General features: G+C 67.4%; 12 protein-coding genes. 1 reads left to right on the top strand and 11 read right to left on the bottom strand.

Annotated elements, in window-relative coordinates; translation table 11 throughout:
* Positions 1-23 precede the first annotated feature (23 nt).
* The 7 genes from AC3WON_RS02975 to AC3WON_RS02945 all read right to left on the bottom strand — a co-directional run bounded on the left by AC3WON_RS02975 (position 24) and on the right by AC3WON_RS02945 (position 6640).
* Complete coding sequence (locus AC3WON_RS02975; protein ID WP_492351112.1) at positions 24-1367, bottom strand: MFS transporter; 1344 nt, start codon at positions 1365-1367, stop codon at positions 24-26.
* A gap of 505 nt (positions 1368-1872) precedes the next feature.
* On the bottom strand, positions 1873-2112 hold the full coding sequence (locus AC3WON_RS02970; protein ID WP_492317796.1) for an acyl-CoA carboxylase biotin carboxyl carrier protein subunit: 240 nt from the start codon (positions 2110-2112) through the stop codon (positions 1873-1875).
* Between the two features lie 42 nt (positions 2113-2154).
* Positions 2155-2928 carry a LamB/YcsF family protein gene (locus tag AC3WON_RS02965; protein WP_492351111.1) on the bottom strand — a complete coding sequence of 258 codons (774 nt, stop codon included), beginning with the start codon at positions 2926-2928 and terminating at the stop codon, positions 2155-2157.
* Positions 2921-3895, bottom strand: a complete 975-nt coding sequence (locus AC3WON_RS02960; RefSeq protein WP_492317794.1) for a 5-oxoprolinase subunit C family protein — start codon at positions 3893-3895, stop codon at positions 2921-2923. Before AC3WON_RS02960 ends, AC3WON_RS02965 begins: the two co-directional genes overlap by 8 nt.
* Positions 3892-4680, bottom strand: coding sequence for a 5-oxoprolinase subunit PxpB (gene pxpB, locus AC3WON_RS02955; protein WP_492351110.1), 789 nt, complete (start codon positions 4678-4680; stop codon positions 3892-3894). Before pxpB ends, AC3WON_RS02960 begins: the two co-directional genes overlap by 4 nt.
* Positions 4677-6098 (bottom strand): acetyl-CoA carboxylase biotin carboxylase subunit, encoded by a 1422-nt coding sequence (locus AC3WON_RS02950; RefSeq protein WP_492351109.1) that lies wholly within the window; start codon positions 6096-6098, stop codon positions 4677-4679. The genes pxpB and AC3WON_RS02950 overlap by 4 nt, the downstream gene beginning before the upstream one ends.
* 107 nt (positions 6099-6205) lie before the next feature.
* The gene (locus AC3WON_RS02945) at positions 6206-6640 is read right to left on the bottom strand and encodes a VOC family protein (RefSeq protein WP_492351108.1); all 435 of its coding nucleotides are present in this window, start codon (positions 6638-6640) and stop codon (positions 6206-6208) included.
* Positions 6641-6787: 147 nt separating this feature from the next.
* Here AC3WON_RS02945 and AC3WON_RS02940 point away from each other — a divergent pair, with 147 nt between their 5' ends.
* Positions 6788-7687: a LysR family transcriptional regulator gene (locus AC3WON_RS02940; RefSeq protein WP_492317790.1), complete on the top strand. Its 900-nt coding sequence runs from the start codon at positions 6788-6790 to the stop codon at positions 7685-7687.
* A 116-nt stretch (positions 7688-7803) separates the two neighbouring features.
* Here AC3WON_RS02940 and aspA read toward each other — a convergent pair whose 3' ends face one another.
* The 4 genes from aspA to AC3WON_RS02920 form a co-directional block, all read right to left on the bottom strand.
* Entirely contained in the window at positions 7804-9231 is a 1428-nt protein-coding gene (gene aspA / locus AC3WON_RS02935; protein ID WP_492351107.1) for an aspartate ammonia-lyase, read from the bottom strand.
* Between the two features lie 386 nt (positions 9232-9617).
* The gene (locus tag AC3WON_RS02930; protein WP_492317789.1) at positions 9618-10673 is read right to left on the bottom strand and encodes a DUF4438 domain-containing protein; all 1056 of its coding nucleotides are present in this window, start codon (positions 10671-10673) and stop codon (positions 9618-9620) included.
* 12 nt (positions 10674-10685) lie between these two features.
* Positions 10686-11360 carry a hypothetical protein gene (locus AC3WON_RS02925; protein ID WP_492317788.1) on the bottom strand — a complete coding sequence of 225 codons (675 nt, stop codon included), beginning with the start codon at positions 11358-11360 and terminating at the stop codon, positions 10686-10688.
* Positions 11357-12223, bottom strand: a complete 867-nt coding sequence (locus AC3WON_RS02920) for a hypothetical protein (protein WP_492317787.1) — start codon at positions 12221-12223, stop codon at positions 11357-11359. Before AC3WON_RS02920 ends, AC3WON_RS02925 begins: the two co-directional genes overlap by 4 nt.
* Positions 12224-12281: the final 58 nt, after the last annotated feature.

Below are 12281 nucleotides of genomic sequence, written 5' to 3'. Positions count from 1 at the left end.
GGTCGCTCCAGGCCGGTGGCGCATTAGCGCAGCGCCTCGCGCGAGGTTTCCCTGACGCGCAGCAGCCCAAGCAATGCGATGCCCGAGCCGCCCATCAGCAGGTACGCGGGCGAGAGCAGGTTGCCGGTGGCGCCGATCAGCGCGGTAGCCACATATGGCGTCACGCCCCCGCCGAGGATGGCGCCAAGGTTGAAGCTGAAGGCCATGCCGGAATAGCGCACGCGGGTCGGGAACTGCTCGGCGTAGGTGGGATAGCCGACGGACTGCACAATCGGCATCGGCAGCGCCACGATCAGCATGGCGAGGAAGGCCAGGCCGATATTCTGCTGGTCCATCAGCGCCATCATCGGCACCACCAGCACGATGTAGCCGACAAAGCCGATGGCGAGCACCTTGCGCCGGCCCAGGCGGTCGGAAAGGGCGCCCCAGAACGGCATCAGCACCGCCATGGTGAGGCTGACGAAGGCCATGATCCAGTAGATGCTGGCCTTGTCGTACTTGAGGTAGGTGGTCATGTAGATGTTCATGAACACCAGGCCCACCCAATAGCCCACATTCTGCCCGAAGGACAACACCAGCACCTTGAGCACCGCGGGCGTGTGCTGGCTGAACACTTCCTTCAGCGGTGCCTTGGGCGGTTCGTTGTGTTGCTGGAAATGCTGGAATGCCACCGACTCTTCCACGCGCTTACGCACCAGGAACGAGATCATCACCATCGGGATGGCGCTCAGGAACGGGATGCGCCAGCCCCATGCCGTCATGGCTTCGCTGCCGAGGATGGAGGTGGTCAGCCCGCACACGGTTGCCGCCAGTGCGCCGCCGATGGCCACACCCACCGGCGTGAACGAGCCGAAGAAGCCGCGCCTGCCGGATGGTGCCGATTCGGCGACGTATGCCGCCGCGCCCGTGACTTCGCCGCCGGCGAAGAACCCTTGCACCAGCCGGATCAGCAGCAGCAACAGCGGCGCCGCAAGTCCCGCGCTCGCGGCAACGGGCAGCACGCCGATGGCGGCAGTGGCAACGCCCATGCCGATCACGGTGACCAGCAGCACGGCGCGTCGGCCGATGCGGTCGCCGAGCCGGCCCAGCACGATGCCGCCGATCGGGCGCATCAGGAAGGCGCTGCCGAAAACCGCCAGGATCGCCAGCAGCGACGCGGTGGCGTTGTCGCCCGGAAAGAACAGCGGCCCGATGGTGGCGGCCAGGTAGCCATAGATGCCGAATTCGTAGTACTCGATGGCTGTGCCGGCAGCGGCGGCCACCGCGGCCTTGCGGGCCACGGCGACATCGCCGGTGACTGGGGCCGAGATGGGGGCCGAGGCAGGGGCATCCGCCAGCGGCAGCGTGGAAGTGGGGGCGTTGGACATGATCACGTTTCCAGAAACAGGGTGAAAGAAGCCGCGCCGGCTGCCGGTGGCATCCTGCGGGTCCCGGGGTCTGAGCATGAATACCGGTACGCTGCGCCGCTGTAACCGCGGCTGCGTACCTGTTGTTAATGGACTGCCTGCTTTGTCAGGTCAGTCCTTGCTGCATTCACAGCGTTAATGCACGCATGGAAGCTCTGTTTTTTCAGCAACAAACGTGCCAGTCAAAATCAACTGTGAAATTCCGTGGGAATAAGCGCGACTTGTCCTGGTCGGTGATGACCATCCATTTTGCTGTCTCCTTTTATTCGGTTGCGCCAGAATGAACTGGCTGGGTGCATGCCGTGTTCTCTTGCGGGGCACGGCATGCACTGCTGCCGCCGTATTACTGCCTGTTCATTGCTTCAGTACGGGCAGCTCATTAATGAGGTAATTCGCGTGCTCCCGTTCAGATAACGCATCAACAGCTACTGTCATTCCCGCGAAGGCGGGAATGACGGTGGTTAAATCAGCCCGCGGGAATAAACGCGCCCAATACCTGCCCTTCCTCGACTGGCTCACCCTCACCAACCAGGTACTCAGCCACATAACCGTCGGCGGGCGCTTCCACGGGAATTTCCATTTTCATGGATTCAATAATCACCAGCGTGGCATCGCGCGCTTGCGCAACATTTGGCACGGCCACGATCTTCCACAACGTACCGGTGGTCTCCGCGACGATGGGCAAGGCGTTCGGTTGGTCTGGCATGGGGGCTCTTGATTTGTTGATCCGGATTAGGGAGGGAGGCAGTCAGCGAACCGCCGTGGTACGCGGGGCGCGGACCGTGATGCCTTCGGCCTCCAGAGCGGCGCGAATATCGCGCGCGAAGCCGGCCGCGCCGGGCTGATCGCCATGGATGCACAGCGTGTCGGCGCGCACCGGCACGTCGGTGCCCTGCTGCGAGCGCACCACGCCGTCGCGGACCATGCGCAGCACCTGCGCCACCGCGGTGCCGACGTCGGTGATCATCGCGCCGGGCTGTCCGCGCGGCGTCAGCGATCCGTCCGCCTGGTAGCTGCGGTCGGCAAATACTTCCTCGGCGACCGCCAGGCCGGCCGCCCGCGCGGCGCGCACCATTGCCGAGCCGGCCAGGCCAAAGAACAGCAGGGCAGGGTTGACGTCGCGCACGGCTTCAGCAAGGGCGCGCGCCATGCCGTCGTCGCGCGCCGCCATGTTGTACAGCGCGCCGTGGGGTTTTACATGGGCGAGGCAACTGCCGGCGGCGCGGGCAAAGGCCTGCACTGCGCCGACCTGGTAGACGGTCAGGTTGTAGATCTCGCCTGCCGACAGCGTCATGGCGCGGCGGCCGAAGCCCTGCAGGTCGGCAAAGCCGGGATGCGCGCCCACCGCCACGCCCCGGGCCACCGCGGCCCGCACCGTTGCGGCGATGGTCTGCGGATCGCCGGCATGCAGGCCGCACGCGATGTTGGCGGAGCTGATATGGTGCAGCACCGCCGCGTCATCGCCAAGGCGGTAGATGCCAAAGCTTTCGCCCAGGTCGCTGTTGAAATCGATCTTAGCCATGGCCGCGCTCCAGCGCCGCGAAGGCCGCATCCTGCAACTGCGCGAGCCGTTGCGCTTCCTCCAGCTCGACCACGGTGAAGCGCACGCTCTCACCGGGCATGCGCTGCGCCAGCCGCGGCAGGTCCACGGCGCAGACATGGGCGATCTTGGGATAGCCGCCCGTGGTCTGGCGGTCTGCCATCAGCACGATCGGCTGGCCGTCGGGCGGCACCTGGATCGTGCCGAATGCCACCGCTTCGGACCACATCTCGCGCGGCGAGGACAGGGCCAGCGCCGGCCCTTCGAGGCGGTAGCCCATCCGGTCGGACTGCGCACCGATACGGAACTCCGCGCTGGTGAATGCCGCCTGCGCGGCGGCGCTGAAGTCATCCCACTCGCGCCCGCGCACCACGCGCAGCGGGGCCTCGGGCGCTGCCACGATGCCGGCGGCGAAGCGCGCCTGCGGCAGAGCCTCGGGCAGCGCGGCACGCGGGGCGCACAAGCCGATCACATCGGCCTTGCGCAGCGGCTTGCCCTGCAAGCCGCCATATCCGCCACGCACGAAGGTGCTGTGGCTGTTCATGACCGGATCCAGCGCAAAGCCGCCTGCCACTGCCAGGTAGGCGCGCAGCCCGCTCTTGCGCTTGCCGAAGCTCAGCGTCGCGCCGGCCGGCACCACGCATGCCTGCGCGGTGGGCAGTGGCGTGCCGTCGATGCTTGCGTCGAGATCGGCGCCGCAGACCCCCACGGCAGTGGCCGCGTCAAAGCGCAGCGTGGGGCCCATCAGTGTGATCTCCAGGGTCGCGGTGTCCTGCGTATTGCCGACCAGCGCATTGGCCAGCCGATGCGCGCGCTCGTCCATGACGCCGTTGGCGGGCACGCCGAGCTGCTGGTAGCCGACGCGGCCGAGGTCCTGGAACGTGCTCAGCGCACCGGGCTTGATCACCTCGATGGCGGCGCCGGTTGGTTGTACCGGTGTAGTGGTCATCGAATCGCTCCATGGGCCGGTGAGGGGGTGCCTTGCGACGCGGCAATGTCGTCGAACTGTGCGGTCGAGACCGGCACGAAGCGCACCTGGTCGCCTGCATTGAGCAGACAAGGCGCATCGCGGTGCGGATCGAACAAGGCCAGTGGCGTGCGCCCGATCAGGTTCCAGCCGCCGGGCAGCACCATCGGATAGATCACGGACTGGCAGTTGGCCAGCCCGATCGAGCCGGCGGGCACGGCGGTGCGCGGCGTGGTGCGCCGTGGCGGGGCCAGGCGTGCGTCGAACTTGCCCACATACGGGTGGCCGGGCGCGAAACCCAGCATCAGCACTTCGACCGGCGCCGCACTATGCAGCGCGATCACAGCATCGGGCGCGAGCCCGCAGCTTGCGGCCACCTCCTCAAGATCAGGCCCGTGGTCGCCGCCGTAGCAGACCGGGATCTCGACCACGCGAGCGGAGGCGGTCAAGGCGCCGAGTGGCTCGGCAAGCAGCACGGACAGCGCTGCGCTCAGCGCCTGGAACGGTGCCGTGCCTGGCGCGGCGCTAACGGCGGACGGACGGTAGTGGATGCCCACGGTCGCCAGCGCGGGCACGATATCGGTCACGCCCGGCAATGCGGCGGCACCAATGCGCGCCGCCGCGGCGCAGGCTCGTCGATTGGCAGTGCTCAATGCGGTGGCATCACGGCCGGCCTCGAATGCAACCACGAGCAGGCGATCGCCCGACGGTTCGATGCGCCACGGGATGGCCGCGGCGGGTGCCATGTCGAGAGGCAGCGCGTTCATGGTTGCACCTCGGGCTGCACCTCGCTGGCGACGGCAGGCGCAGCCGCGTGCGGCGCCGCGCTCGCGCCGATCAGCCGGGCGCTCTCGCGCGTGACGAAGCCGGTATCGACCTGGCCCGCGCGGAAGTCGGGGTGCGCCAGCACGTCGCCAAGGAACTCGACGTTATGGCGAATTCCTTCGATGCGCGTCTGCGCCAGCGCGTCCAGCATCGCCTGGCGCGCAGACTCGCGCCCGGCGCCGTGCGTGATCAGCTTGGCGATCATCGGGTCGTAGTAGGGCGTGATGGTGTCGCCCGCGCGCACGCCGGTGTCGACGCGCAACGCCGGCATCGCTGGCAGCGCGAAGGCCGACAGCTTGCCCGGCGACGGCATGAAATGGCGAGCCGGGTTTTCGGCATATAGCCGGCACTCGATCGCCGCGCCCTGGCGGCGGATGTCGGCTTGCGCAACCCGCGCGAGGGTGCCGGCTGCAAGCCGGATCTGCGCCTGCACCAGGTCCCAGCCGGTGACCGCCTCGGTGACACCGTGCTCGACCTGGATGCGGGTATTCATCTCGAGGAAGAAGAACTCGCCGCTGTCGGCATCGACGATGAACTCGACCGTGCCGGCACCGCGGTAGCGTTGCGATTCGGCCAGCGCGACGGCCGCGGCAGTCATGCGTGCCAGCACCGCGGGCGGCAGGCCGGGTGCCGGGCTTTCTTCGATGATCTTCTGGAAGCGGCGCTGCACCGAGCATTCACGCTCGAACAGATGCACGGCCGTGCCGTCGCCATAGCCGAATACCTGGACTTCGATATGGCGTGCGCGCGCGACGTAGCGCTCCAGGTAAACGCTGCCGTCGCCGAAGGCCTTGAGCGCGAGCGCCTGCGTGGAGGCCGCCGTGGCTGCCAGCGTGTCGGGGCTATCGACGCGTTTCATGCCGATGCCGCCGCCACCGCCTGCGGCCTTGACCAGCAGCGGATAGCCGACTTGCGCGGCAGCGTCTTCCAGGCCAGCCAGCTCACCGGGCAGGAAGCGGATGCTGCCCGGCAGGACCGGCACCCCGCAGGCGGCTGCGATCTCGCGCGCGCGGTTCTTGTCGCCCATGTTCTCGATCGATTCGACCGAGGGCCCGATCCAGCGCATGCCGGCGGCCTCGGCGGCCTGGGCAAAGGCAGTGTTCTCGGAGAGGAATCCGTAGCCCGGATGCACGCCGTCGGCGCCATGCGCCAGGCCGGCTGCCAGGACGGCTTCGGTATTCAGATAGCTTTGTGCCGCTGGGGCGGGGCCGATGGACATGGCCACGTCGGCCATCTGGCAATGCAGTGCACCGGCGTCGGCCTCGGAATACACGGCCACGGTCTTGATGCCAAGCGCCTGCGCGGCGCGGATGATGCGACAGGCAATCTCGCCGCGATTGGCTACCAGGATTTTTTGCATGTCAGGCTCTTGCTGCTTGGGGCGGACACGCGGCGCTGGCTTCGGCGCCGCGTGGAGTGCCGGCCTGCGGGCCGGTCGGGGCGCGGCGTGGCCGCGCTTTTATTGACTTACTTGGCGAACAACGAGGCGATATTGGCAAACGCCTTCAGCTCCAGCGCATTGCCCGACGGATCCAGGAAGAACATGGTGGCCTGCTCGCCGACCTCGCCCTTGAAGCGGATATGCGGTTCGATGATGAATTGCATGCCGGCGCCCTTGAGCTTGTCGGCAGCCGCCTGCCAGTCGTGCATCGGCAGCACCACGCCGAAGTGGCGCACCGGCACGGCATCTCCGTCCACCGCGCTGGTCTTGCGGTGGCCGCATTCTTCCGGCGCCAGGTGGGCCACGATCTGATGGCCGTAGAAATTGAAGTCGACCCAGTCTTCCGAGCTGCGGCCTTCGGGGCAGCCCAGCAGCTCGCCATAGAATTCGCGCGCGCTGGCGATGCTGTGGACCGGGAAGGCCAGGTGGAACGGGGGCAGGACTGCGGTGGATTCGCTCATGGTGTGGAGACTCTTGGCAATGGATGTGTAGTGGGGACGTGCGGCGCGTGGCAACGCACCGTCCTGGAACCAAAGTCTATGCATGGCAAAAAATTAATAAAAGCGATATATTTTTGATCTTAGCTCCACGAAAATTGATGAATCGACATGTTGCGAGAACTGCGCACCTTTATCGCCGTCGCCCGCCACGGGACCTTCGCCAACGCCGGCGCACATATTGGCCTGACACAGTCGGCCGTCAGCGCGCAGATCCAGCGGCTGGAGTCAGAGCTCGGTTTCGCGCTGTTCGACCGCACCGGCCGTTCAGCGCGCCTGAACCCCGCCGGGCGCGAAACGCTGGCGCTGGCCGAGGAGCTGGTCGTGCTTTACGAGCGGATCGGCCACCAGGGCCTCGACATCCAGGGCTCGGGCATGGTGCGCATCGGTGCCATCGCCTCGGCGCAAGCCACCTTCCTGGCCGATGCCATTGCCGCGTTCCGGGCCGAACTGCCCGGCTGCCGTGTGCGGATGGTGCCCGGCGTTTCGCTCAACCTGCTCGGCCAGGTCGACGCCGGCGAGATCGACATCGCCGTCATGATCCGGCCGCCCTATGCGTTGCCCGCCGAACTGGAATGGCGCCCGCTGCTGGAAGAGCCCTTCGAACTGCTGGCGCCCGCCGCGCGGGCCGGCATGGACTGGAGGGACGCAATTTCCACGGCGCCCTTTATCCGCTATGACCGGGCTTCGTTCGGCGGCAGGCTGGTCGACCAGTTCCTGCGCAAACAACGAATCGCGCCTCAGGAAGCCATCGAGCTCGACGAACTCGAAGGCATCGTGCAACTGGTGGCGCGCGGGCTCGGCGTGGGCCTGTTGCCTCGCATGCTTGCCGGTGGCGCGCGGCCGCCGGGCGTGACGGCACTACCGCTTGGCGACGACACGTTCTATCGCGAGGTGGGACTCGTCGAGCGCGCGCGGCACAGCCGGCAGCCAGTCGCGAGCCGCCTTGCCGACCATATCGGCAAGGCGGCGCAGGCGATGGTGGCGTCGGATCGAAGCGATCGGCCCTGACCTGCAGCGCAGGTTCCGTGTCTTCGGGCGCGGCGGGGCGATCTTCTATGGGCTGTCGGTGCTCGACATCGCCCTGTCGGACATCTCATTCTGCACGGAGAGCAAGGGAATTCTGCTCAGTGCGCCTTCCCACGAAAGTCCAGCGGCACCGGCTGGGTCAGCGTCTCGGGGCGCAGGATGCGGTCGAGCTCCTCTTTCGACAGCAAGCCCTTGCGCAAGACGATTTCATAGACGCTGCCGCCCGTGGCGTGCGCTTCCTGCGCAACGGCGGTCGCGTTCGCATAGCCGATGTAGGGGTTGAGCGCCGTCACGACGCCGATCGAGTTCTCGACCGTGGCGCGCAGCCGGTCGGCATTCGCGGTGATGCCTTTGACGCAGCGCTCGGCGAGCGTCAGGCAGCCGTTGCGCAGATGGCTGACGCTCTTGAACAGGCTGTGCGCGATGATCGGCTCGAACGCATTGAGCTGGAGCTGGCCGGCCTCGGCCGCAAAGCTGACAGTGACGTCATTGCCGATGACTTCGAAGGCGATCTGATTCACGACTTCGGGGATCACCGGATTCACCTTGCCGGGCATGATGCTCGAGCCGGCCTGCATCGGCGGCAAGTTGATCTCGCCCAGGCCAGCGCGTGGACCGCTGGATAGCAGCCGCAGGTCGTTACAGGTCTTCGACAGCTTCACGGCAACGCGCTTCAACACGCCGGAGAGCTGCACGAAGGCGCCGCAGTCCTGCGTGGCCTCGATCAGATTGGGTGCGGTCTCCAGCGGGATGCCGGTGATCTCGCGCAGGCGCCGCAGCACCACCGGCGCATACGACGGATGCGCGGTGATGCCGGTGCCGATCGCGGTGGCACCGAGGTTGATCTCGCAGATCAGCATCGCGGCTTCGCGCAGGCGCGCCTCGTCCTCTCCGAGCATCACGGCGTAGGTGCTGAATTCCTGGCCGAGCGTCATCGGCACGGCGTCCTGCAGCTGAGTGCGGCCCATCTTGATGATGTGGGCGAACTCGTTGGCCTTCGCCTCGAAGGCCCGTCGCAGCACCGCCATGGCGTCCACAAGACCGGCGATACCGAACCACGTAGCGACCTTCAGCGCGCTCGGGTAGACATCGTTGGTGCTCTGGCCGATGTTGACGTGCTCGTTCGGGTGCAGGTGCTGGTACTCGCCCTTCTGATGGCCGAGCAGTTCGAGCGCGCGGTTGGCGATCACCTCATTGGCGTTCATGTTGGTCGAGGTGCCGGCGCCGCCCTGAATCACATCGACGACGAACTGGTCGTGCAGCTTCCCGGCAATCAACTCCTGGCAGGCGCCGACGATTGCGTCGCAGCGCGCCTTGTCGAGCAGGCCCAGCTCATGGTTGGCCTGCGCCGCGGCCTGCTTGATCGCCGCCAGCGCCTTGATCAGCTCCGGGTAGATGGAGATCGGGGTGCCTGTGATAGGGAAATTCTCGACGGCGCGCAACGTATGCACGCCGTAGTAGGCCTGGACCGGGACTTCACGGTCACCCAGGAGGTCATGTTCGGTTCTGAAGAGTCCGGCAGTCATGGTTACGCCCCTCGCGCAAATTGGGTTCAGCACTGTTGGCGAAGTCTATGGAATCGGCCGCGCCTGCACCACGTTCGATGCCAAGATTTCATGGGTTGTCGGGGCGCAATGCATGGTTATGCAGAAATGGCATAACCGTGGATTCGGTTCTGCCGGTCGCCTTCGCACCTGCTAGGGCAATCTGATGGCAAGTTACGTAAGCGGCGTATTTTGCGTGATGACTTGGGGGAGGCCCCGAGCGGGTGCCCGGTATTGCCCGATGTTGCCGCGGCTCACCGGGGCTTTCCTACTCGTGCCGCCTGGATGGCGATGCTTCCGCTTGCTGAGATGTCCGACAACCGGGTCGCGACCTTCCCGCGTTTCGTATTTGCACCAGAACCTTCGCCCTACCGCGTGGCGAACGCCAGCCGCGGTGGCGCTTCTGGCACCGCGCAGCGAACGCGCCGGTCGCGCTCCGGCAGTGTCAGCTGGGTATGTGGCGGCGCGGCTCGCCGCACGCCGAGGATTTCCGCTACATTGGCTTGCGGGCGGAGCAGCGGCCGCAGCAGCGAGGCGGGTCCTGTGAGCAGCGGCGTCACGCCCGGGCCGTGCCCGCTGACCGTGCTGTCGCCGTGCACCACGACGCCGATGGTCACGCGGTCATTGGCGTAGCGCGGCCCCCGCCGCGTATCGGCGCCGATGATCGCCACCATATCGCCGAAGCGCAGGCTGCCCAGACGGTAGCGCTCACGTGCCTGCCGGTCCGACAGCTGGATATCGTAATCCCCGCGCCATGCATTGTTCTTTCCCAGCCCGGAGCCCATGACGCGCGCCGGCACCAGATGCGTGACCGGCGCATGGAGCTGGCCATCGCGCTCCAGCAGGCCCCATCGCGCCAGCAGGCGCGGCGAGCAGTTGAGGACTTCGATTCGGGGGTGGTCGCGGAGTCGTAATCCCAGTCCATGCGAAAGAATCTGGATGCGGTCGCCGATGCAAAGGCGCACCAGCACCTCCGTGGGAAAGTCCACCAGCACGTGGTTGACGCCGCCGTGCTTGCCCGTCACCACACCAGTCCGGCCCGCGCACGCTCCGTTGACCACACGGGCCGGATTGCCGACGCAGGCATAGGTCAGCAGGGCGCTGTTGGGTCCGTCGCGTGGGCCGACGATCTCGCGCCCGTTGTTGTGCAGGGCGACCCCCGGCTCGATATGGTCGCCCGCCAACCCGACGCAAGGATCGCCGATGCGCTTATTGACCACGATGCCGCCGGTACCTGGCAGGACGCGCGGCACGCCGTCGTAGCCAATGCGGTAGGGCGAGGCGCGCCCCACGGGATGGGCGATCTGCCCAAGGACGGACACCGCCACGAGTTCGTCGGCATTGATTCGGGGAACGGGGCGTGCACCGTCGCGGCCGGCCGGACGGGACAGGGCTTGCTGGACGAGCGGAATCGGGCGGGACATGGGAGCCATCTCCTATCGCATCCTGCGCACCACGGTGGCGGCGACCTGCGGCTGTCTCGGCGCGCGCCGGTTCTCGGCCGCGACGGTGTCGTAGACGGTGTGCGCGATATGGTGCAGCTCCGCATCGGTCACGCGTCCGCTGACCTGATAGAACAGGCGCACGCGCTGCGGCAGCCCGGGCACGGCGCTGGTCCGAGACTGGCGCATATGGCGCCGCACCTGGTCCACGTCGCGCACCACCTGTCGCGCAAGATGGCCCAGGCGTAGCCGTCCGTTGGCGTCGCGGTAATCGGTTGCGTGTAGCAGCTTGCTTTCGAGGCCGGCCGGCAGGCGCTTGGGGGCAGCCGGCATCGGCGTGAGATCGAGCACCGAGCCGCCCCTGCGCGGGCCGATGCGGAGCTGGTTGCGCACATCGAAGCCGCGCAGGCACAGGCGTTCGACCAGGATCTGCTCGGCGCAACGGCCACGCAGGTTATTGATGACGATGAGCGCCGGACGCTGCCCGCGCGGCCGGGCCTCAGCGGCGGCCAGATCACGGCATGCCAGATGCCGGGCGCGCGAGGCCGGCAGGCATTCGTTGCGGCCGACGGCAGGGTCGGCATCCCCGGCGCGCCCGCGCTCGCGCGTCCAGTGCCGAACGGCATCGTCAAGCATGGCGTCGACGAACTGGTCGATTGCTGCGCTCATGCTTCGGCTCCTTGCGGGGCCGGTGTGCCGATCGCCGGCGTGGGGCAAAGGGGATACCACCAGGCGGTGGCTTGCTGCCAGGGGTCGGCATGATGGCCGGTCCCGACCAGCGGGCCATCGACGCAAGCATGGTGCGGCGACGACGCCATCACATGCAGCGCGGCCAGCCTGGGCAGGCGTTCGGCGAGCCCGGCCACGCCTGCCGCTGCCAGTGCGTCGCGCAGCAGCGAGCGCTCGGCGCCGAACAGGGATTCGGAAGGCAGCGGGTCCAGATGCCGCACGTCGACGCCGCTTCGCCACAGGGCATCCACCGGCCACGGAGCGCCGTCACCATCAAGCGTGGTCAGCACGATGGCGGCATCGAGCGTGGCGGAGAGTGCGAGCGTGTCGAGGGCGATGGCGAGCGGATCCCACCAGGGGGAGGGCATTGGGCCGAGCGCCGGCCTTGCTCCCTCGCAGCGGCGCAGCAGGGCGTCGAGCAGGACCTCGTAGCGCTCGACCACGGCATGGTCGGCAGCGTCGCCAAGCTGGGAACCGGCCACGTTGTCTCCGACCCAGCGAAACGGCCACGACGCGGCATCGGTGCAGTCGCGCATCGCGATCCACGCAATCAGAGCGGGTTCGAGCGGCGGCGGCACGGCGCCGCCGCTGTCCAGTGCGGCGCCGTTGGCCGAGAGGCTCGGCAGTACCATCTCGCTCGCATCGATGACCTGCCAGAACGCGCGCGTGAGCCAGGGCTCCAGCACCCGCGTGAGCCGCAACGCCAGGCTCGGCCCCCAGGGCGACCCGAGCACCAGCGCGGGATCGAGGATGCAGGCGAGCTTGCGTTGCCGTACCGATACGATCATGTCCTCAGCATGCATGGCGGGGCGTCTCCGTGTCAGCCGCGGTCAGGGATGCGCAAATGTACGGCGCGCCACG

The organism is Cupriavidus sp. FW305-46 (assembly GCF_058787075.1).
The sequence above is the reverse complement of the archived record's forward strand: the minus strand, read 5'-3'. Positions and strand labels throughout refer to the sequence as shown.